Annotated in this window: 17 protein-coding genes and 3 pseudogenes; 13 read left to right on the top strand and 7 right to left on the bottom strand. The window is 57.8% G+C overall.

All coding sequences use genetic code 11. From position 1 onward, the window contains the following. Positions 1-6: 6 nt before the first annotated feature. From PSQ19_RS19610 to PSQ19_RS00620, 4 genes and pseudogenes are all read left to right on the top strand, one after another. Positions 7-321: pseudogene (locus tag PSQ19_RS19610) on the top strand (hypothetical protein); the annotation flags it as partial. A gap of 46 nt (positions 322-367) precedes the next feature. Beyond that, positions 368-1,024, top strand: a complete 657-nt coding sequence (locus tag PSQ19_RS00610) for a [protein-PII] uridylyltransferase family protein (RefSeq protein WP_282219178.1) — start codon at positions 368-370, stop codon at positions 1,022-1,024. Positions 1,025-1,037: 13 nt separating this feature from the next. Continuing rightward, positions 1,038-2,495, top strand: coding sequence for a DUF294 nucleotidyltransferase-like domain-containing protein (locus tag PSQ19_RS00615; protein ID WP_282219179.1), 1,458 nt, complete (start codon positions 1,038-1,040; stop codon positions 2,493-2,495). Further along, complete coding sequence (locus PSQ19_RS00620) at positions 2,488-2,745, top strand: hypothetical protein (protein ID WP_282219180.1); 258 nt, start codon at positions 2,488-2,490, stop codon at positions 2,743-2,745. The genes PSQ19_RS00615 and PSQ19_RS00620 overlap by 8 nt, the downstream gene beginning before the upstream one ends. A 1-nt stretch (position 2,746) precedes the next feature. Here the strand turns inward: PSQ19_RS00620 and PSQ19_RS00625 are convergent, their stop codons facing one another. Next, on the bottom strand, positions 2,747-4,189 hold the full coding sequence (locus PSQ19_RS00625; RefSeq protein WP_282219181.1) for a sensor histidine kinase: 1,443 nt from the start codon (positions 4,187-4,189) through the stop codon (positions 2,747-2,749). 192 nt (positions 4,190-4,381) lie between these two features. Beyond that, positions 4,382-7,018 (bottom strand): annotated as a pseudogene (gene pepN / locus PSQ19_RS00630) (aminopeptidase N). 295 nt (positions 7,019-7,313) lie between these two features. Here pepN and PSQ19_RS00635 point away from each other — a divergent pair. From PSQ19_RS00635 to PSQ19_RS00670, 8 genes are all read left to right on the top strand, one after another. Further along, positions 7,314-9,176: an ABC transporter ATP-binding protein gene (locus tag PSQ19_RS00635; protein WP_282219182.1), complete on the top strand. Its 1,863-nt coding sequence runs from the start codon at positions 7,314-7,316 to the stop codon at positions 9,174-9,176. A 195-nt stretch (positions 9,177-9,371) separates the two neighbouring features. After that, positions 9,372-10,304 carry a glycosyl hydrolase 2 galactose-binding domain-containing protein gene (locus tag PSQ19_RS00640; RefSeq protein WP_282219183.1) on the top strand — a complete coding sequence of 311 codons (933 nt, stop codon included), beginning with the start codon at positions 9,372-9,374 and terminating at the stop codon, positions 10,302-10,304. A gap of 55 nt (positions 10,305-10,359) precedes the next feature. Beyond that, positions 10,360-11,658: a glycoside hydrolase family 2 protein gene (locus PSQ19_RS00645; RefSeq protein ID WP_282219184.1), complete on the top strand. Its 1,299-nt coding sequence runs from the start codon at positions 10,360-10,362 to the stop codon at positions 11,656-11,658. Positions 11,659-11,677: 19 nt separating this feature from the next. Next, positions 11,678-11,869, top strand: a complete 192-nt coding sequence (locus PSQ19_RS00650) for a glycoside hydrolase family 2 protein (protein WP_282219185.1) — start codon at positions 11,678-11,680, stop codon at positions 11,867-11,869. Positions 11,870-11,999: 130 nt separating this feature from the next. Continuing rightward, entirely contained in the window at positions 12,000-12,914 is a 915-nt protein-coding gene (locus PSQ19_RS00655; RefSeq protein ID WP_282219186.1) for a DMT family transporter, read from the top strand. A gap of 214 nt (positions 12,915-13,128) precedes the next feature. Then, a complete protein-coding gene (locus PSQ19_RS00660; protein WP_282219187.1) occupies positions 13,129-13,626 on the top strand; it encodes a flavodoxin family protein in 498 nt (165 codons plus the stop codon). Further along, positions 13,553-13,834, top strand: coding sequence for a hypothetical protein (locus PSQ19_RS00665; RefSeq protein WP_282219188.1), 282 nt, complete (start codon positions 13,553-13,555; stop codon positions 13,832-13,834). The genes PSQ19_RS00660 and PSQ19_RS00665 overlap by 74 nt, the downstream gene beginning before the upstream one ends. A 5-nt stretch (positions 13,835-13,839) precedes the next feature. Then, the gene (locus tag PSQ19_RS00670; protein ID WP_282219189.1) at positions 13,840-15,087 is read left to right on the top strand and encodes a bifunctional alpha/beta hydrolase/OsmC family protein; all 1,248 of its coding nucleotides are present in this window, start codon (positions 13,840-13,842) and stop codon (positions 15,085-15,087) included. A 15-nt stretch (positions 15,088-15,102) separates the two neighbouring features. On the opposite strand, the gene PSQ19_RS00675 is transcribed toward PSQ19_RS00670, so the two are convergent. From PSQ19_RS00675 to PSQ19_RS00695, 5 genes are all read right to left on the bottom strand, one after another. Next, entirely contained in the window at positions 15,103-15,501 is a 399-nt protein-coding gene (locus tag PSQ19_RS00675) for a hypothetical protein (RefSeq protein WP_282219190.1), read from the bottom strand. Between the two features lie 43 nt (positions 15,502-15,544). After that, positions 15,545-16,528, bottom strand: coding sequence for a DUF3179 domain-containing protein (locus tag PSQ19_RS00680; RefSeq protein WP_282219191.1), 984 nt, complete (start codon positions 16,526-16,528; stop codon positions 15,545-15,547). 157 nt (positions 16,529-16,685) lie between these two features. Next, positions 16,686-17,297 carry a DUF6969 family protein gene (locus PSQ19_RS00685; protein ID WP_282219192.1) on the bottom strand — a complete coding sequence of 204 codons (612 nt, stop codon included), beginning with the start codon at positions 17,295-17,297 and terminating at the stop codon, positions 16,686-16,688. Positions 17,298-17,619: 322 nt separating this feature from the next. Then, a complete protein-coding gene (locus PSQ19_RS00690) occupies positions 17,620-18,840 on the bottom strand; it encodes a YeeE/YedE family protein (RefSeq protein WP_282219193.1) in 1,221 nt (406 codons plus the stop codon). A 111-nt stretch (positions 18,841-18,951) separates the two neighbouring features. After that, entirely contained in the window at positions 18,952-19,863 is a 912-nt protein-coding gene (locus tag PSQ19_RS00695; protein ID WP_282219194.1) for a sulfurtransferase, read from the bottom strand. A gap of 300 nt (positions 19,864-20,163) precedes the next feature. Between PSQ19_RS00695 and dusA the strand changes: the two are divergent. Continuing rightward, a pseudogene (gene dusA / locus PSQ19_RS00700) lies at positions 20,164-21,151 on the top strand (tRNA dihydrouridine(20/20a) synthase DusA). Positions 21,152-21,172: the final 21 nt, after the last annotated feature.

Raw genomic sequence — 21,172 nt, forward strand, 5'->3', positions numbered from 1 at the left:
CTCGATATGGCCCGCGCCAACGCACAATGGTTGGCCGAGGTTTTGGCCGACCAAGCCGATGCAGCGTTTGCCGATATTCTCGCCAACGTCGAAGCCGTTGGTAAATCGGCGGCAGACGAAGAGTCGTTGGCGCCAGTTTTGCAGATCGCCAAGGGGCGCACCGCGCTGCTGGCGGCTGTGGCGGAAACGGGCGGTGCCTGGAGTACCGCGCAGTCTACCGCGGCATTGTCCGATCTTGCCGACGCGGCGCTGGACGCCGCGCTCAATCTGTTGGTTCGCCAGGCAGCACAAAAGGGGCAATTGAATTTATCGGTTGAAGATGCGACTGCAACCAGTTGCGGCCTCGCCATTTTTGCATTGGGTAAACATGGCGGACGCGAGACTCAACTATTCCTCCGATATCGATATTGTGGTGTTCTTCGATCCGGAAAAAGGCGTTTTGACCGATCCCGGCGAAGCCACAAAAATCTATTCCCGCATGGTCCAGAAGCTGGTCGGCCTGATGGAGGATCGACGCGAGCATGGCTATGTGTTCCGCACCGATTTGCGCCTGCGCCCCGATCCCGGCTCCACCCCCGTTGCCATCTCATTTGATGCCGCCCTTGCCTATTATGAAAGCCGGGGCCAGAACTGGGAACGTGCCGCCTGGATCAAGGCGCGCGCCTGCGCAGGCGATCAACAGGTGGGTGCGGCATTTCTCAAGGAGTTGGCACCTTACATCTGGCGCAAGCACCTCGATTTTGCCACCATTGCCGATATTCAAGCCATGAAGCGCCAGATCAATATCGCCAAGCGGGTCGGCGATATCCGGGTCGAGGGGCATAATGTCAAACTGGGGCGGGGCGGCATCCGCGAGATCGAGTTTTTCACCCAGACCCAGCAACTGATTGCGGGGGGGCGCGACGCCACCCTGCGCGTCAAGCCGACGACCATGGCGTTAGCGGCGCTGGCCGAAGCCAACTGGATAAGCGACAAGACCGCAACTGAGTCTCACAGATACCTATTGGTATCTACGCGCGGTTGAAAACCGTCTGCAAATGCTGGCCGATGAGCAAACCCACACCATGCCCGGCACCCGCGACGAGGTTGCCACCATCGCGCTTCTCATGAGGCAGGCGGATCTGGCGCAATTTGAAGCCGATTATCGCGCCGCACTTGAATTGGTAGTCCACTACTACTCGGACCTGTTCGCCGACGGCGAAACTCTGGGAAGCGGCGAGGGCAATCTGGTATTTACCGGTTCTGACGATGATCCGGGTACGCTGGAGAACTTGACCGCGATGGGGTTTTCCGACGCGAGCAAGGCTATCGAGACGGTTCGAAAATGGCACTATGGCAGCTACCCGGCAACCCGCGCTTCAGCCGCGCGCGCCCATCTGACAGAACTCCTGCCCGCCTTGCTGAACACACTGGGCAATGCCGGAAATGCCGATCAGGCGCTGGCGCAGTTTGACAATTTTCTGTCTCGCCTGCCCACCGGTGTGCAACTGTTCGCCTTGATCCGAAACCATCAGCAACTTCGCAAGCTGCTGGTTCAATTCATGGCATCGGCGCCGCGAATGGCCGAGGCCGTCATTCATCGCGCCCATGTCATGGACGGGTTGATCGACCCCGCCTTTGCAGATGACGTGACCCACCAGGATGTGCTGGTGGCCAAGGTCGACGCCTTTCTGGGGGAAGGGCGCTCCTACGAGGAAACCATCGACCGCGCCCGCATCATTGGTCAGGAACAGCAATTTTTGATCGCCGCCGGTCTATTGTCGGGCACCTTGAGTGCAACAATTGCCGGGGAACAGTTCACTGCGCTGGCCCAGGCGCTCTTGCGCCGCCTGTTTGATGCCGTGCGGGCCGAATTCGAAAAGCGTCATGGCAAGATCGCCGATGCCAAGGTGGGCTTGCTGGCCTTTGGCAAAATGGCCAGCCGCGAAATGACCGTTTCGTCCGATCTCGATTTCATATTGCTTTATGACGCGCCGCTCGAAGCCGAGTCGGATGGCGATAAATCCCTCACCACCAATCATTACTTTACGCGCCTGACGCAACGGCTGGTCGCCGCGATAACGGCACCAACCGCTGAAGGTGTACTCTATGAAGCGGACATGCGCCTGCGGCCCTCAGGCAATGCAGGGCCCCTAGCCACCAGTCTTGCGGGCTTTAAATCCTATCATCGCGACAACGCCTGGACCTGGGAACATCTGGCGCTGAGCCGCGCCCGCGTTGTCATGGCCGACGGCGATCTGGGCTACGTCATTGACGACGCCATCGCCGAGATTATCGAGCGATCGCGCGATGTGACAAAGACCATTGCCGACGTCCTGGCGATGCGAAAACTGATGGCCGAGGAGCGGCCCGCTCGTCATCCGTTCGACCTCAAGGCTCGCCGCCGGGGGGTTGGTCGACCTCGAATTTATCGCGCAGTCGGCCCAGCTTGTAGCCGGTGCCAAGGTCGCCGCTCCGCAGGCACTGACGACCAAGGTATTGCAGCGGATGGGTGAAACCGGTTTGCTGGAGCAGGGCACCCGGTTGGCTGAAATCCACAGCGTCTACTCAACGATCCTGCAAGTCATGAGCGTTGCGCTGATCAGCCCGTTCAAGGACGAAGCCTGGAGTGTCGCATTCCGGGAACTATTGGCTGGTTTGACCAACTATCCCGACTTTTCGCGACTGGAACTGGATCTGGTGACGATGCAGGATGAGGTGAGTAAGGCGGCGGCACGATGGTATGAAAAGGCTGCTCGACTTTAACTCATTCCGCCGCCTGCATGACGCCCGTGCTGCCGTCCATAGCGGGCAGGGAAATCGCGACCGTGGTCCCGGTTGCTGGACTGGAGTCGATGGCCATATGCCCGCCACTCAATTCGGCAATGGCGCGTGAAATCGAAATCCCAAGGCCGGGACCGACGCCCTCGCGCGTGAACCGCGCGTCTCCCAGTGCGAATGGTTGCTGAAGGCTTTCAAGCCGCTCCTCCGACATGCCAAGACCGGTATCGGACACTTCGATCACCACCCCGTCAGCCGCCGCATAGGCTGCAACTGTTATGGAGCCGCCGCGCGGGGTAAAACGGAGCGAATTGTCAATAAGATTACCCAGCATCCGCTGCAACGCCAGCTTGTCGGCACACACTATCGCCTGTGTTCCATCGCCGAGGAGGAACTCCACGCCGGCGCGCGCCGCCTGTCCGCGATAACGCAAGACTGCACTCTCGATCAGAGCGTCGACCTGCATCGGCTCACTGCGCAGCACTTTTTGTCCACTTTCAAGCTCGGCCAGGTCAAGGATTGTCGCAAACGAAGCCAGCAGGCCCTCGCCTGAGGATTTTATCGTCTCGACATAGTCGCGATATCGTTGATCGCCGAGCGCGCCATAGGTTTCATGGGCCATTAGTTCGGCAAAGCCAATGATGTGATTGAGCGGGGTACGAATGTCGTGGCTGAGGTGGGCCAAAAAGTTGGTTTTGGATCGGCTGGCAGCTTCCGCCTTCAGCTTTTCCTCGTGATAGCGGCGTGCCAGAAGCCGTTGCTCCTGTCGGATTGAATCGAGCAGCAGGTCAGTTTTTTTGCGTTCGGTAACATCTGACACCAACGTCATGAACCCACCGGTTTCCAGCGGACGCTCATCGATCAACAGACAACTGCCATCGTGCCGGTGCAATTCGAGAAGACGGTTGTTGTCGTCGTCATTGAGCAGCTTCATATAGCCACCCTGGATCAGGTGCTTGACGGCCTCGTGATAGGTGGCGGCGTCGCGCAGACCGCTGCTCGTCAGGTTCAGTCGATTTCGATATTGTTCGTTGCATACGATCATGCGCCCGGATTCGGTCCAGCACGCCACACCCAAGGGCATCGCGCCGACCAGGGTTTGGAAACTGGCGCGCTGACTGGCATCGGGGCGCGGCCCATATCTGAGCAACGTGATACAGATCAGCACCAGCGCCATCAGCCCGACAATTGCGGCGCGCTGCCAGACGCCGTCTATCGAACCGACCTCGGCGCTGGTGCGGGCCATATCATAGATTATGAACAGGCCAGCGCTGGTGAGCGCGGTAATGGCGACCGCATTGAAAGACGGATTTCGGCAGACTGAAAGGCGGAGAAGCCCGACATTGGGTGCGGTTTGGCAAGCAATTGTTGCCTGATCGTCGGTACCGAATCCTTCGGCGCCGACGTCGGAAATATCCGACGACCGCATGCCCGTCTCCATAGTTTTCGGGAAATAGTCCCCGCCCGATTTGTCCTTAACAAACAATGAATCAAGCCGGGTGTGATTGTCCAGACCCCACTAAGCGGCGCGATTGCCCGCGCGCCATTTTCGTGAGTCTGTTGAATCACTTAGCGCCGAAGAAAAAATCTTCCAATCTTTGGCACTCGTCTGTCCTCTCTGCTAGTCCGCAAGCATCCGTCCCAGAATGTCGGCAGTATTGCGACTGAGGCTGGCCGATTGCTGCAAGGCTCGTCAGGGCCGCACGGGCGGCTTCTCGCCGTTTTGGCTCGAGAATCGGCCAGATTCTGAACCCGGTCAGAACCCGTGCCGCCACCTGCGGGTTGCGCCCGTCCACATCCGCTACAAACCTGGTCACGAATCGGAACCCGGCCCCGTCGACACGGGTAAACTGTACGGGGTTAGCCAAAACGAAGCTTCCCACCAATGAGCGCAACCGGTTTGGATTGCTCTTTGGAAAGGCAGGGTCGGCCAATATTGCTTCCATCCGGCCAATGACATCGTCATCGTCGGCACGGGCGCTGACCGTCAGCCATTTGTCCAGAACCAGTGGGTCGTGGATGGCATAGTGCGTGTGGAAATCCGCCAGCATGGCCGACGCATCGTTGGTCCATTGCGTACCAACAATCGCCAAAGCCGCGAAGCGGTCCGTCATGTTGCTGGCGTCGTCATATTGCTTGACCGCCAGTTGGTCATCCTTGCTCGCGGTGACCACAAGCTTGAGCAACTGATTGCGCAGGGCACGGCGCCCGGCCTGTTCGGCATCGGGCGCATAGGGTTTGCTGCTCGACAAACCGTCATAGGCAGTTTCCAGCGTCTCGACTGCCGGAGCAAACAGTGCGGCAATGAAGGCCTTGCGCGTGGCGCTGATATTTGCCGGATCAATGTCCTTGCCGATTTTTTGGCCAAGTACCGATGTGTCGGGAATATCGAGCGCCAGCGCCTTGAACGCATTGTCCAATTCGCGACTTTCCAGCGTTTCCAGCATGGCGCTGCGCAGGCCATCAAGCGCCGGCGCGCTCCAGGGCTTGCCCCCGACGGCATCGATCAGCAGGGTCGAACTGACCTCCTGCAACGCTTCCCAGCGATTGAACGGGTCGCTGTCATGCCGGGCCAGAAACAGCATGTCTTCCTGCGAGCGGTCGGCATGGACCTGAACCGGCGCCGAAAACTCGCGAAACAGCGATGGAACCGGTCGGTTGGCGACGCCTTCAAACCGCAGCATCGCGCTGTCTTCACTCAGGACGATCAAATCGTCACGCACCTCTGCGCCGCTGACGCTTGTCCAACCCAATGGACTGCCATTCGGGCCAATAAGCCCGAACCGGATTGGTATGGTCAGGGCAGATTTTTCTAACTGACCCGGGGTCGAGGCGGTGAGTTGGTCAAGTTCGAGACTGTAGGTCTGGCTCTTTGCGTCGTAACTGTCGCGCACACTGACCTGGGGCGTACCTGCTTGCAGGTACCAGGTCTTGAACTGGTCAAGATCCATGCCGCTACTGTCCGCAAAGACCTGCAAAAACGCTTCGATTGTCGTGGCTTCGCCATCATGGCGTTCAAAATAGAGGTCCATGCCTTTGCGAAAACCGGCCTCGCCCAGAAGCGTTGCCAGCATCCTGACGATTTCGGCACCCTTTTCGTAGACAGTGGTTGTATAGAAATTGTTGATTTCCTTGTAGTGATCCGGCCTTGGTGCATGCGCCAGAGGACCACTGTCTTCGGGGAATTGTGCGCTGCGCAGTCCCTGGACATTATGGATGCGCTGGACAGGGCGGCTGCGTTCATCCGAGGAAAATTCCTGGTCGCGGTAAACCGTCAAACCCTCTTTAAGACACAGCTGAAACCAGTCCCGGCAGGTGATGCGGTTGCCGGTCCAGTTGTGGAAATATTCATGGGCAATGACCCGTTCGATACCAGCATAATTGGCGTCGGTGGCGCTTTCGGGCTGGGCGAAAACCAACCGGTCGTTGAAAATATTCAGGCCCTTGTTTTCCATCGCGCCAAAATTGAAATCACTGACCGCCACGATGTTGAAGATATCGAGATCATATTCGCGGCCAAAGCGTTTTTCGTCCCACGCCATCGAGCGCTTGAGACTGTCCATGGCCCAGTCGCACTGGCTTTCCTTGCCATGTTCGCAATAGATCGCCAGATCGACTTTGCGACCCGAGGCGGTTGTGAAACTGTCGGTAATCGAGCCGAGATCTCCGGCCACCATGGCAAAGAGATACGCTGGCTTGGGGTGGGGGTCTTCCCAGACGGCAAAATGCCTGCCATCGCCCGCGTCGCCTTGGTTGACCAGATTGCCGTTGGAAAGCAACACCGGCGCCACTTTTTCGTCGGCGGTAATCGTGACCTTGAAAACCGCCAGGCAATCGGGGCGATCAAGATAATAGGTTATGCGGCGAAAACCTTCAGGTTCGCACTGGGTGCACCACACACCGTTGGAGCGGTAGAGTCCCATGAGCTTGGTGTTGGTCTCCGGGGTCAAATGTACCTCGGTCTCGAGCACGAATCGGCGTTGCGGCGGCTCGATGATGGTCAGGCTGTTGGCATCATTGGCAAAAGCCGATTGAATCAACGGTGCCCCATCAATGGCAATCGAGGACAGGCTCAGCCCGTCTCCGTCAAGCACCAGCGGCGTACCCGGGGGGTGTCGTCGCCCGGCTCGATGGTCAATTGCGCCCGGGTAATCGTCACCTTGTCCGAAACATCGAAATCGAGATCGACCGCAACTATCCTGTAGGGGCTGGGCGCATAGTCCTTGAGAAAAATGGTGTGCTCGGTATCGGTGCGCATAGGCAAATATCCAGTTGCGATTGTGTTTGTTCTATCCCGCATTCGGGCGGTAGCCAATTGGTCGATTTCGTGTATTCTGTGCGGCTAGCGTTCGCCTATCACACCCTTCTACGCCAAATTTGACGGCATTGGGTCACGATTTGCATCGCAGCACGGTCTCGGTAACGCCAAATCTGCGGCGTGGCGGGAACGGTATCAGATATTGGGTTGATCGGGCTGGTTTGGCCAGCGGGAAGTCGCGCTCCACTTGGAACACGGATTTGCCGCGTCGCTCGATCCCTGTTGAGAGGCGATCATGATTACGCGGCTGATGCAATGGTTTGAAACCCGACTCAATCCCTATCCCGAGGCCGAACCCTCGGAGCCACCAAAGGGCCTGCTGGCATTTTGCCTGCACTATAGCCATGGCGCCAAAAAATGGTTGGCCCTGATGGCCAGCGCAGCGGCACTTATTGCCGTCGGCGAGATCGTTCTGTTCGGTTTTGTCGGCGACGTGGTCAATTGGCTGGCCTCGGCCGATCGGTCGACTTTTATCGAAACCGATGGCTGGAAACTGGCGCTGATGGGGGTATTCGTACTGCTGGTTCTGCCCGGCATTGTCGTGATCAGTACCGCGACCATGCATCAAACCCTGTTGGGCAATTTCCCTCATCGTATCCGCTGGATGAGCCACCGCTATCTTATCCGCCAGTCGATGAGCTATTTTCAGGATGAGTTCGCTGGACGTATCGGCGCCAAGCTGATGCAGACATCGCTTGCCGTGCGTGAAGTGGTCATGAAACTGCTCGACATGCTGGTCTATGTAGTTGTCTATTTTACCGGCGCTACCATTTTGGCAGCGAGCAGTGACTGGCGTCTGGCTTTGCCGTTCCTTGCGTGGCTGGCGGGCTATGTCGCCTTGATGGTTTATTTCATTCCCAGGATGGGCAAAATATCCCAGGCTCAGGCCGATGCGCGCTCGATGATGACCGGTCGCATTGTCGACAGTTACACCAATATCGCCACGGTCAAGCTGTTCTCCCATTCCAATCGCGAGGAGAAATATGCCCGTCAGGCCATGGATGGCTTTCTTGATACCGTTTATCGCCAGATGCGTCTGGCAACCATACTCAATGTTGCCGTTGTGTGGCTCAATTCGGCACTGCTGTTCGGGGTCGGCGCTGTTGGAATCTGGCTTTGGTTGATCGGCACCATGACACCGGGTGCCTTGGCCGTATCGCTTGGCCTCGTCATGCGCTTTCAGGCGATGAGCCAATGGGTCATGTGGGAAATGTCGTCGCTATTTGAAAATATCGGTACGGTTCGGGATGGTATTTCCTCGATATCGCTGCCGCGAATGGTCGCCGATAAACCCAATTCACAACCGATCGAGACGGTCAATGGCGATATCAGGTTTGAGAATGTCGCCTTTCACTATGGCAAGGAAAGCGGGGTCATCGAGGGATTGAACCTGCACATCCGACCCGGCGAGAAAATTGGTCTGGTGGGGCGCTCCGGGGCGGGCAAGTCAACCATCGTCAATCTGCTGTTGCGATTCTACGATCGGCAGGCAGGCGGTATCCTGATCGATGGTACCGACATTTCAACCGTCACCCAGGATTCGCTGCGTGCCAATATTGGTGTTGTCACCCAGGATACCTCGCTGCTGCATCGTTCGGTGCGAGAAAATATCGCCTATGGCCGCCCCGACGCAAGCGAGGCAGACATTCGCCACGCCGCTGCGCAGGCCGAAGCAGATGTTTTCATCGAGACACTGACGGACCCCCATGGGCGTGTCGGCTACGATGCACATGTTGGCGAACGCGGTGTAAAACTGTCCGGTGGTCAGCGCCAGCGCGTCGCCATTGCGCGGGTCTTGCTTAAAAACGCGCCAATTCTTGTGCTTGACGAAGCGACCTCGGCGCTGGACAGCGAAGTCGAGGCAGCGATACAGAGCCAGCTGCAAATGCTGATGGCCAACAAGACCGTCATCGCCATTGCGCACCGCCTCTCCACCATAGCCGCCATGGATCGATTGATCGTCTTGGATGAGGGGCGGATAGTCGAGCAGGGAAGCCACGCCGAACTGCTCGAACTGGGTGGTCACTATGCCCGCCTGTGGCATCGTCAGTCCGGTGGCTTTATCGATGCCGATACGGTCGAAACGGCGGCGCAATAAAACAGGCGCTGGGGACTATCGTAGAGGCTCCCAGCGCTCCTCGCAGGACGGTTGGCGCCGTGCGAAATGCAATTTTGTCCCATTGGAAACCGGTTCACTATCGCCTAATAGTGCGATGAAATCGATTGCATGGGACGGCTCAGCTTGAGCCACCAAACAGACCGGATACCAAATATCCGGTGGGGGGAGCGTAAATTGGTTCAAATTGTTGCGCCCGATGGCGCCAATATCAGCTATTCGGTGTTGGATCTGGCAGGCACCTATAGCCTCTCATCGCCCATTCATAAAACCAATGCCAAGATTGACCTGCCCGGCGACGTGCACACCGCGCTGCTCGCCAATGGTGAAATTCCCGATCCCTATTTCGCCAGCAACGAAAAGGCAGTCATGTGGGTCAATGAAAGAGCTTGGGCGGTCGAGCGCCAATTTGTCGCCACGCCCGACCAGATCAACGGCTATCTGACACTGACGCTGTCTGAGATTGACTGCATCGCCAAGGTCTTTCTAAATGGTGAAGCCATTGCCTCGGCCCAAAACGCCTTTATCCGCTATGACATCGACGTCAGCGGCAAGGTGCTGGAGGGCAAAAATACCCTGCGCATCGAATTCGGCATTACCCGCGATGTCGCCAAGGCGCGGGCCGAGGCGCATCCATTTCCAATTCCCTTTACCAATAATTACAAGACCAACGGCCTTGCCGGCATTCACATGAACTTTGTGCGCAAGGCCGCCTGTCACGCCGGTTGGGATTGGGGCATTTGCCTGATGCCGATTGGTGTCTATGGCACAATGAGCCTGCGAAAGTCTCGACTGGCGCGGCAGGACAGCGTTCAAGTCGATCAGAACCATTCAAAGCGTGCGGTGGAACTGACTATCAAGACCAGCGTCTTCGCCTTCGCCAGTGGCGACATTGAACTCACCCACACTATTGGTGGACAGACCGTCGCCGACAAGGTGTCGGTGTCGATGGGTGAGAATGTCTTTCACCACACTGTCACAATCAAAGACCCTGATTTGTGGTGGCCGGCCGGGCAGGGCGGTCAGCCACTTTATGAACTCACCACCGAACTGGACGGCGAAAAGACCGTGCGAAAACTCGGCTTGCGCAAGGCTCGAATGGGTCGTTGAAAAGGACGCCATCGACCACACCTTCAAGTGCCGCGTCAATGGTCGCGACATAACCATGATGGGTGCCAATTGGATTCCGGCAGACGCCATTCCCAGCCGCATCACGCCCGCGGTGGTGCGCGACCTGCTCGAGAGCGCCAAAGCGGCCAATATGAACATGTTGCGCATCTGGGGTGGCGGCCAGTACGAACCCGACTATTTTTACGAGCTATGCGACGAACTTGGCATTCTCATCTGGCATGATTTCATGTTTGCCTGCATGAGCTATCCGTCCGATCGCGAATTCCTCGACGATGTGCGTGTCGAAATCACCCAACAGCTGCGACGCCTCTCCCACCACGCCTGCATTGCGCTGTGGTGCGGGGACAACGAGGTCATCGGATCATTGGGATGGTATCCCGAAACCATGGCGGCGCCGGAACGCTATGTTGCCAATTATGACCGGCTGAATTCCATGCTGGGTCGCATTGTAGAGGACGAGGACCCGGCACGTCGGTTCTGGCCATCGTCACCCTCCATGGGCTATCTGGATTTCTCCGACGGTTGGCATGCCGATACGCGCGGCGATACTCACTATTGGGATGTTTGGCACTCAGCCAAACCATTTGAAGCCTATCGCACGGTCAATCCACGTTTTGCTTCTGAATTTGGTTTTCAGTCGTTCACCTCAATGAATGTCATCGAGACATTTGCCGAGCCCAAGGATCGCAATCCCTCCTCACCGGTGATGGAAAATCACCAGCGCAATGAGGGCGGCAATGCGCGCATTCTTGAAACCATGACGCGCTATTTCCGCTTTCCCTCAAATTTTGATCAGATGGTTTTCCTGTCCCAGATACAACAGGGGCTGGCGATCAAGACCGCCATTGAATATTGGCGATCCACCAAACCGCGCTGTATGGGCACGCTGTACTGGCAGATCAACGACATCTGGCCTGTCGCCAGTTGGGCGAGTCTGGACTATGGCGGGCAATGGAAATTGCTGCACTATATGGCCAAGCGTTTTTACCTGCCGATTAGTGTGGTGGCGGTACCCGATCCGGAGACTGGCGACATCGTCCTGCGCGGCATCAATGACACCGCCGACAAGGCCGGGGTTTTGCTCGACCTTTTGGCCGTCAAGATATCGGGGGGCGAACGTGTGCTTCACACCGGCCAAACCTCTATTGGCGTCAATGCGGCCAAGGACCTGTATGCCGTTGCCAAAGGCGATCTGGCCGCGGACGAATTTTTATTCTTCGGCTGGAGAGACGCCGACGGTAACTTGCTCGGGGAAAACGACTTTTTCCCCACCGCCTACAAAAATTACGAGGCTACCCCAACCCAAGATCAAGGCGAAATGGTCAAGCAATAATGGCCAGCAGGTGTTGAGCTTGACCACTGATGCGCCCGCCCTGTTCGTCACCGCGACCGTCGATCTGCCCGGCTATTTTTCGGACAATGCGATAACACTCCTGCCCGGCCGGACCGCCAAACTGCGGTTTACCGCGCGCCATGGGAACAAAATATCGGCGAAAAAATTGGCCAGTTCACTCAAATTGAGAAATCTGGCGGAGACATTTTAGCCGCTTGCCTGCGCGATTTGCATTAATTGGCGTGGCGGCACCAAACTTCTGTCCCCTGGCGGACATTTGGCGTTGACTTCTGACCACTGGTCAACATTTCTGGCTCTGGTCCCGCAAAACCGGATATGACATGACACCCAGCATCGCGCCACCCATGGAGCGCCGCCTCCTTGGAATCGGCTTGGTGATGCTGGCGTTTTTCCTGTTTACCGGTATTGATACCTCGGCCAAATGGCTGGGCCTGTCAGGTATTTCGGCCATTCAGATCGTCTTTGTGCGCTATGGCATCCATTTGGCGTTGGCCTCCGCCATCAGCTTTCCGCGTTATGGCCTGGGCTTGATCCGCACGAACAATTTGGGCCTGCAGATCCTTCGGGCGCTCGCCTTGCTTGGAATGTCGCTTAGCAATTTTATCGCCGTTCAATACCTGCCGCTGACCGTAACCGGGGCAATTGGTTTCACCATGCCATTGATCCTTTGCGCCTTGTCGGTGCCAATTCTCGGTGAGACGGTTGGCCCGCGGCGCTGGACAGCAATCGGCGTTGGTTTTGTTGGCATTCTGATTATTGTGCGGCCTGGTGGCGAAGCCTTCCACCCCGCCGCGTTCCTTAGTGTCGCCGCCGCCTTTTTCTCTGCCTTCTATTTCCTGCTTACCCGCCGTTTGGCTGGTGTCGATTCCGCCGCGACCCAGCAATTTTATGTGGCCATATTTGCGACGATCGTGCTCGCCCCCTTTGCACTCGCAAATTGGGCTTGGCCTGACAATATGGGGGCGTGGATTGCGTTTTTCGCTATTGGCCTGTTCGGGTTTTTTGGCCATCAACTGGCCACCATTGCCCATCGCTTCGCGCCCGCTTCGGTGCTGGCACCATTTTCCTATTTCCAGATATTGTTTCTGACCGCGTCAAGCTGGCTAATTTTCAATCAGCCACCCGATATCTGGCTGTTTATTGGCGCCCCCATCGTTATCTGCAGCGGCATGTATATCTGGCTGCGCGAGCGGTCTCTGGCCAAGCCGGTCACCCCAATTGCCGAACCGCGCTAGAAGCGGTCAGGCGACATATGCCCCGGCCGATCAGGACCTATTTTCGCCATTATGGAAATAACCTGTAACGGGTGCGGACATTTCCAGACATAGTTGAACCATATTGTCCGGCGTCCGGTTCAAGTCATTCTGACCCGATAGTGATGGAGCCGGATCGGCGCGACCTCGGTTTATGATGCATTAGTGCCAAATTGCCATGTAAGGAAATTCGCCCATGACTGACTATTCGGATCTCAATGCAGTGTTCTTGAACTGCAGTCTGAAGCGCTCGTCTGAGACGTCGCACACCCAGACCCTGATGGATGTTTCCAAGGCAATCATGCAAACCAACGGTGTATCCACCCAAACCATCAGGGTCGCGGACTATGAGGTGCCGCCCGGTGTCTATCCCGACATGACCGAACACGGTTGGCCAAAGGACGATTGGCCCGCGATCCAGGAGAAGGTCATGGCGGCCGAAATCCTGATCATCGGCACGCCGATATGGCTGGGCGACAAATCCTCGATCTGCACCAGCGCCATCGAGCGGCTTTATGGTTATTCGGGCAAGGCTCAACCAAGCGGGGCAATACGCCTATTACGGTCGCGCAGGGGGCTGCATCATCACCGGCAACGAAGATGGTATCAAGCATTGCGCCATGAACATCCTCTATTCGCTGCAACATCTGGGCTATGTCATTCCCCCGCAGGCCGACGCAGGCTGGATCGGTGAGGCCGGGCCCGGCCCGTCATATGGTGACGATGGTAAGGTGGGGCTGGACAATGAATTTACCCAGCGCAACACCACCTTCATGACTTGGAACCTGTTGCATCTGGCTCGCATGCTCAAGGACGCGGGCGGCATTCCAGCCCATGGCAATCAGCGCCCCGCCTGGGACAAGGGCGAACGTTTTGATCATCCAAACCCCGAATACAGGTGACGGCGATGCCCACGGAAGAATTTTCGTTCACCAATGCGAATGGCGAGCAGCTATCGGGTCGTCTGGAACTCAGTGATACCCCAGCCCACAGCTACGCCGTTTTTGCCCACTGCTTTACCTGCGACAAAACCTCGCTTGCCGCCACGCGCATATCACGACGCTTGGCGGACACCGGGATTGGCGTGCTGCGCTTCGATTTTACCGGACTGGGCGACAGCGAAGGCGAGTTCGGCAGCGGACTATCGCGCGACCGAACTGACATAATTGCGGCGGTCGAAGCGATGGCCTCGACCGGTCGGAAAGTGGAATTGCTGGTTGGCCATAGTTTTGGCGGCGCTGCGGTGCTGTCTGCGGCCACCGCGCTCGCCGATGTTACCGCGGTCGCCGTTTTGGGTGCCCCGTTTGAGCCTGAACATGTTCTGACCCACGTAAAGTCGGATTCTGAACCCAATGACCAGGGGCGAGTACCCGTCAATATCGGCGGTCGGGCCTTCAATCTGGCGCCCGAATTCGCCCGCGATCTCGCCCAATATGATGCAGGCGCCGAAATCGCCAGACTGGGCAAGGCATTGTTGATCCTGCACTCACCGACGGACAAGGTTGTGTCTGTGGACAACGCCACCGGAATTTATACAGCCGCCCGTCACCCCAAAAGCTTTATATCGCTCGACGATGCCGACCATTTGCTGACGCGCCGCCGCGATGCCGAATATGCCGCCGATTGCCTGTCGGCATGGGCAACACGATATGTCACCAGGCCAGCGCCTGCCAAAGCCGTGGACTTGCCCCAAGGCGACGCGGTAACTGTCACCGAGACGGGTGCCGGCAAATTTCAGGTTCAGATTGCGACCTCATCGGGCGGCTTTTTGGCTGATGAACCAGTCAGTGTCGGCGGCATGGCCAGCGGTCCAACACCTTACGGGTTGGTCTCGGCCGGGCTTGGCGCGTGCACGGTGATGACGCTGCGGCTTTACGCCGACCGCAAAAATATGCCGATAACCGGCATACGAGCCGAGGTCGTCCACAATGGCAAAGGTCAGGATGGCCGAGACGAATTCGACCGCCAGATCAGTTATGATGGCGAGTTAAATGCCGACCAGCACGAAAGCCTCATGCACATTGCCGACAAATGCCCGGTTCACAGAACGCTTGAAGCAAGTTCTGCGGTCATAACGCGGTCAGTGGCCGAATTCACTCCCTGTCCGGACACTGCCGCGGACCATTCCCAGGCAATGGACGAGGCGTGCCGCTAAGGCGCGGTAACTACCTTAACCAGTCCGCGCTGCCGTGTTGTCAGGCGCGCGCTGGCGCCCGGTACCAATGGCGACAAGACTGGTGAACGCCGCCAGACCGACCAGCCATCCATCATACCAGAATCGACCGGCCAGCCCATTCTCGGCATAGGATGCTGTGAACTCGGCCTTGCCGAAATAGGCGGCCAACCCACCAGCGATCAATGTCACGATGACCAACCCCAAGGCGAGTTTCCGGGATACGCGCAACCACCACACGACCAACCCCACCGCCACCCCGGCTATTGCCCCTATCCACGAGGCAGATTGCGCCCACCAAGGGTGCGCCCCGAGAAACGTGACTAATCCCGAATAGCCAAGAACCAGAGTGATGGCCGCTGCCAGCAATAGCGCGTACGGCAAGGATAGACGCATGGTATTAGTCCTCATGAATATCGTGTGTCGGAAAGCGTGGCGGTCATTGAACGATCATCACGTCGGGGTAGAATACATGGGCGACAAAGGCGAATGTCAGATCGTGAACCACATCGGCACCATCCTTGGTAACCATTACAGTGCCAATATCGCGACCCTGTTGGATGCTTGAGGAGTCAAGCGCTGATGCGACCCCGTCCTGATACGTTACGACATAGCCGTCGTGCTCATATCCCGATTGTCGGACACGCTCGAGGCTAACAATGATCGGCTCGGCACCGGTGTCGACCACAACGACATGGGCCATGGCGGCAATGTCGGCAGGCAACTCCCCACGAAACAGGAATGGCCGCTCGGCGGTGTCGTAGCTTTGATAAGGATTATTGCCATAGGGACGGAAATTGGGATCATTCGGGACCAGAACCTGGCCCTTGGGATGTGCTTGTTTGAACTTTTCAAACGAAACAATCCGCGACGGCAGCTTCTTAAGGGCGCTGCCGGTCAATTCGCCGACGATGGCATCGCCTGAAAATTGTTGCCACCAGCTTTGGGTGGTGCGGTCGTACATGATCAGGTCGGAGTGGCGTAATTTGCCACTGGTGCCGAATGCCAGGGTTTCCGCGTCGAGGCGCCGGTCGAACACAATGGCGGCATTGCAAAGCGGACAATAGGTGACGGCAACCGGTATATCGTCGATCGTGTCATTGACGATTTCATGCCAGATCAATACCCGCAGCGGATAGGCGCGGCTCTCCCCTTCAATGGGAAACTCGATAACCGGTTCACGCCCGTCAATATCGGTAATCTCGTCCGCTGCTGAAAATGTCGGATTATCGATTGACGGAATGCCATCGCGCGGTGGCCCGCCGGAAATGATTTCCGACAGATCAATGCTTGTCTTGGAAAAATCTGTGCTCCAGCCTTCGCTGGTCCAGGTGTCTATCTGGGCATGGGTCAAGTTGACCGATACAAGATAAATCAGGCACGCCAACGCTATGGCAGGATTAATCTGGTGATTGCGTTCCATGTACCCAAACTCCATTTTGTGCACCTGGCTGCGGGGCTGCCGGGACATTTTGGCGGGATATATAGGACATTCGTTCGCGCAGCGTCCAAGGTTACAAAGTCACCGGATGGCCTTACATGTGCTGTTGATTTTCGGGCGCTGGTTGCACGCAGGCGAATTAGTCCGCCAGTACCGCTTTTGCCTTGACCGATAGATTGATGGTCAATTCAGAGGCCACTTCCAGTGTTCTGTCAGCCCGCGCCACATCGGGCGCAGCAGCGGACAGGCCCGCGATTGCCCGATCGCGCCGCCGGATCAGTTCGGCGATTTCGTCCTGGTAAAGCGCGATGATCGCCGTTAGCCAACGGTTGACCAGATAGGATGGGCGGCCCATCTGCACGTCGAATTTTTCCAGTAGATCAACTGTAGCAGCCGCGTCCGCCCAATCGTCGCCAACCACCCAGTGATTGACGGTGAACAACCGCACCAGTTTGCCAAATGGATCGACGCCGATGGCGACGAGGTGGTGAATGGGCCCTTTGGCGCCCGCTGGCCGCACAAAGCAATGAAAATGGCCATGTTCACGCGCATCGGGCTGCGGGTCGTGACAGTGATAGTACCATTGAGCGCCACTATCTGGATCAAATACGTCCCCGGGCGGGTAATGGCTCCAACTCGTTATCGGATCTGAACCGCGCAGCGTTTCCAGCAAGACGTTGTCACCCGACTTGGCAAGCGTTGCCTCGCAGAACAGGGCTTCCTGGGCGGCGCGGGCCTGATCGTGTTGCATTGGCGGCCTATTGACCCGCAGCCGAGCACGGCGCCACAGCTGCACACGGTGCCGAAGCGGCGCACGGAGCGACTGCAGCACAGGGCGCCGCAGCGGCGCATGGGGCGACAGCCGCACATGGGGCGCCTGCTGAGCAGGGTGCCGCCGCCGCGCAGGGCGCGGCAGCCGAGCAGGGCGCTGATGACGAATCCGACGTCACGCTAACGACGGCAGCCGTCACAGCAGCGGGTACCGGCGCTGCCCGGTGACTGACATGATCAATCGCAACCGCGCCAACAGCAGTGGCCAGCGCAGGCTCCAAACAGGAATGTGTTGCGGTTGCTCATTTCTTGAACCCATCCAATCCGAACAGTGGGCGTAGGAAAACGCCACCGAGACTGCCAGCAAAGGCCGCCCCGAACCAGAGCCAACCGTGCAAGCTGCCCGAAGCGATACCCGAAAACAGCGCCCCGATATTGCATCCAAACGATAGTCGGGCGCCGTAGCCCATGGCAATGCCGCCAATTGCGGCTGCCAGCAGCGATAGCAGGGGCAGAGTGGCCTTGGGCGCGAACTTTCCAGCGAGGCTCGCCGCCAGCGCGGCCCCGAGCAAAATGCCAAAATTCATCACCGAGGTGGCGTCAGCCAATACGCTGTTATTGAGCGCTGCCGCCTGGCCTGGCCAGGTCCAGAATTCCCACGTCGCCACCGGCACGCCGACCGCGCTGGCAATTTTTGCGCCCCATAGGCCAAAGCCGTAGGTGATTGACCAAGGGTGTCCGGCCACCAACAGGGTCGCCAGGTTAAGCGCCGCCAAGGCCAAACCAGCCCCGATCAGTGGCCATGGACCGTGCAGCAGGCGCGTCAAGCCACCTCGAGATGGCGCTGCGACCTTTTCAAGGGATCCATGGCGCGCCCGTTCCACCAGAACGGTGACAGCGCCGACAGCGGCAAGTCCCAGAAGGGTTACGGCGACGCCCCCCGGCACACCAAGTACAGTGCCCAGACTGGTCGGCGGCAATGCCGGCATCCCCAGCCACCAGGGCAAATGCGCAGTGCCCAACAGAGCGCCGATGATGAAAAATGCCAGGGTCACCAACATGCGTGCGCTGCCCCCACCCACGGTAAACAGGGTGCCCGACCCGCAGCCGCCCCCCAGTTGCATGCCCAGTCCGAATATGGCTGCCCCAACCAGAACTGATATCCCAACCGGCGCCGTCGCCCCAACCAACGGTTGTCCAAAGACGGATCCCACCGCCAATAGCGGTATGAAAGCGGCTGCCGCCGCGCCAATCATCAGCAGTTGAGCGCGCATGGCGCGTCCACGTCGTTCGACAGCCAACCGGCGCCAACCACCGGTAAAACCGAATGACGCGTGATAAAGCGTAATGCCCAACAGGCTACCAATCAGAAACAATAGTGATTGGCGCGGGTTGATCAGTTGCCCGATAATTTGGGCGAATATCACAATCGCCAAACTGACCAACAGCACTACGCCACGGTCGACATTGGTGCCGCTGCTCGGGGCTGGGGACTGCGGCATGGATGCGGAGGCCATACTCATGAAATCAACGCTGCTATCTTGGGAATGAATAAGAGGGCAATAGTCGTTCTAATACGGCAATGTCCAGGGCTCTACCCCGGACATTACACCTGCATATCGTAGCCAGCACTTCTATTCGACGGGACGCTCGGGATCGGCAGCCCATTCGGCCATTGAACCATCGTACATACGGGTATTCTTGTTGCCCTGTACTTCAGATAGACCGAACCAGATCACCGAAGCCCAGTGACCGGTATTGCAAAAGGCGATGTTAGATTCGTCCGACTTGACGCCAACGCTGGCGGCAAGGCTTGCTACTTTTTCGGGGTCTGCGAACGAGGCCTTGTCGTTATCATAAAGGCTCATATTTTCGATATTGACCGCGCCTGGGATCGTGCCAGCCACGCGAACGACCGGGCTCTTGGATTCACCCTTGTATTGCGCCGCCGGACGGCCATCAATCAATGGCGTGCCGTTGGCGAGTGCGGCCTTGACGTCTGCAGTCGTGGCCAGCAATTCCTGGCGAAAATTCGGTGTAAAGGTTGCAGGCGGCAGTACCGTGGCAACATCGGTGACCTCACCGCCAGCCGCGTCCCATGCCCGGGCACCGCCATCCAGGATAGATACCGCGTCATGCCCTAACACCTTGAATGTCCAGTAGATGCGGGTAGCGGCGCCAAACTCGCTCGAATTGGTGCCAGCCGGTACGATTACCACATGGTTGTCGTCGGAAATGCCAAGCGCAGCAATTAGCGCCGACGTCTTTTCTGCTCCTGGAAACTGACCCGGCACGCCGTCAATTGAATCGCGCCAGCCCGACGTTGAATAGGGAGCGCTGATCGCGCCGGGGATGTGCGCAACTGTGTATGGCAGCACATTGTCCACGGCATCGCGACTATCGAGGACAACCAGACTATTGTCGCCCAAATGTTGTTCGAGCCATGCCGCGTTGACCAGCGGCTGGTCGGTCAGGCGTTCCGCGTGAGCGCCGGAGATGAGGCCGAAACCGACTAGGACGGTAGCGGCAAGCGTTGAAAAGCGCATGTGGAGACTCCAAATTGCAAGGTGGTGAATTTGTACAAGATCAACCTCTCGGAGTCCGGGTAACCAATGGCAAAGTCACTGGCGTTAGGAGATTTTCCTGCCCCAACGCCTGTTTTTTGAGCAATTAGATTTCGCCAGGGTCATAGCCCGATTGCCGTCGGGTCTTGGCCTATGCGCGCATTGCTGCCATGTGGGGCATTTGTCACCGGTGCACAATTGTCCGTTTTGCGCTAGAGAAGGGCGAAACGCAGCCTTATCTGAGTATCCATCGCCACAAGAAGTCAAAACGAATTGAAAAATATGGATAGAACTTTTTCCGTCGCTCCCATGATGGATTGGACGGACAGGCACTGCCGGTATTTTCACCGGTTATTGAGTCGCCGTGCACTGCTGTTTACTGAAATGGTCACGAGTGCCGCGCTGGTCCGGGGTGATCGGGCACGGCTGCTGCGTTTTGATCCGGGCGAGCATCCCGTAGGCTCTTCAATTGGGTGGGTCCAATCCGCGCGAATTGGCTGAGGCCACTGCCATCGGAGCCGAGTTTGGATATGCCGAAATCAATCTGAATGTTGGCTGCCCCTCCGACCGGGTACAGTCGGGCCGCTTTGGCGCCTGCCTGATGGCGGAGCCTGAGCTGGTTGCTGACTGTGTTCGCGCCATGCGGGGCGTCACGGACCGGCCGATTACGGTAAAGTGCCGAATTGGCATTGATGATCAGGACGTTGAGACGGGACTGGACCATTTTGCCGATGCCATGGTGGCTGCCAACGTCGATGCGCTTTATGTGCACGCGCGCAAAGCCTGGCTCAGCGGGCTGTCGCCAAAGGAAAACCGTACAATTCCCCCGCTGGATCATGACCGTGTCCATCGGCTGCGGACCCGGCTCGCGCCCTTGCCTGTGATGATCAATGGCGGCATCGACACCATCGATAGCGCCTTGGAACAATTGCGCCATACCGACGGCGTCATGATGGGCCGCGCGGCCTATCACAATCCCTTGCAGTTGGCAGAGGTCGATAGCAGGATTTTCGGCGAGGAACGCGAACCAGTTTCGCTCCAGACGGTCATGGAACAAATGGCCTCCTATGCCGACGCACAATTGGCCGATGGCACGCGCATGAACCAGATTACCCGCCACATGCTCGGTTTGGCCAACGGGATTTCCGGCGCGCGACAGTTCCGCCAGATACTCAGCGTCGAAGCCTGCCGCCCTCATGCCGGGCCCGAGGTGTTGGAGCGGGCGTTGGCGGCAGTGATGCCTGCCAGGGAATTGGCGTTGACGCCTTAGTCGGTCAGGCTCCAAGGCGTC

Source organism: Devosia algicola (assembly GCF_028816455.1).
Lineage (GTDB): Bacteria > Pseudomonadota > Alphaproteobacteria > Rhizobiales > Devosiaceae > Devosia > Devosia algicola.

What these genes read in the sequence shown, in the direction of transcription:
- PSQ19_RS00680 (WP_282219191.1), bottom strand. Translation starts at nt 16,528, where the DNA reads ATGGAACGCAATCACCAGATTAATCCTGCCATAGCGTTGGCGTGCCTG.
- PSQ19_RS00620 (WP_282219180.1), top strand. Translation starts at nt 2,488, where the DNA reads ATGGGTGAAACCGGTTTGCTGGAGCAGGGCACCCGGTTGGCTGAAATC.
- PSQ19_RS00665 (WP_282219188.1), top strand. Translation starts at nt 13,553, where the DNA reads ATGAACATCCTCTATTCGCTGCAACATCTGGGCTATGTCATTCCCCCG.
- PSQ19_RS00615 (WP_282219179.1), top strand. Translation starts at nt 1,038, where the DNA reads ATGCTGGCCGATGAGCAAACCCACACCATGCCCGGCACCCGCGACGAG.
- PSQ19_RS00670 (WP_282219189.1), top strand. Translation starts at nt 13,840, where the DNA reads ATGCCCACGGAAGAATTTTCGTTCACCAATGCGAATGGCGAGCAGCTA.
- PSQ19_RS00695 (WP_282219194.1), bottom strand. Translation starts at nt 19,863, where the DNA reads ATGCGCTTTTCAACGCTTGCCGCTACCGTCCTAGTCGGTTTCGGCCTC.
- PSQ19_RS00645 (WP_282219184.1), top strand. Translation starts at nt 10,360, where the DNA reads ATGATGGGTGCCAATTGGATTCCGGCAGACGCCATTCCCAGCCGCATC.
- PSQ19_RS00660 (WP_282219187.1), top strand. Translation starts at nt 13,129, where the DNA reads ATGACTGACTATTCGGATCTCAATGCAGTGTTCTTGAACTGCAGTCTG.
- PSQ19_RS00655 (WP_282219186.1), top strand. Translation starts at nt 12,000, where the DNA reads ATGACACCCAGCATCGCGCCACCCATGGAGCGCCGCCTCCTTGGAATC.
- PSQ19_RS00625 (WP_282219181.1), bottom strand. Translation starts at nt 4,189, where the DNA reads ATGCGGTCGTCGGATATTTCCGACGTCGGCGCCGAAGGATTCGGTACC.
- PSQ19_RS00685 (WP_282219192.1), bottom strand. Translation starts at nt 17,297, where the DNA reads ATGCAACACGATCAGGCCCGCGCCGCCCAGGAAGCCCTGTTCTGCGAG.
- PSQ19_RS00675 (WP_282219190.1), bottom strand. Translation starts at nt 15,501, where the DNA reads ATGCGTCTATCCTTGCCGTACGCGCTATTGCTGGCAGCGGCCATCACT.
- PSQ19_RS00635 (WP_282219182.1), top strand. Translation starts at nt 7,314, where the DNA reads ATGATTACGCGGCTGATGCAATGGTTTGAAACCCGACTCAATCCCTAT.
- PSQ19_RS00610 (WP_282219178.1), top strand. Translation starts at nt 368, where the DNA reads ATGGCGGACGCGAGACTCAACTATTCCTCCGATATCGATATTGTGGTG.
- PSQ19_RS00690 (WP_282219193.1), bottom strand. Translation starts at nt 18,840, where the DNA reads ATGAGTATGGCCTCCGCATCCATGCCGCAGTCCCCAGCCCCGAGCAGC.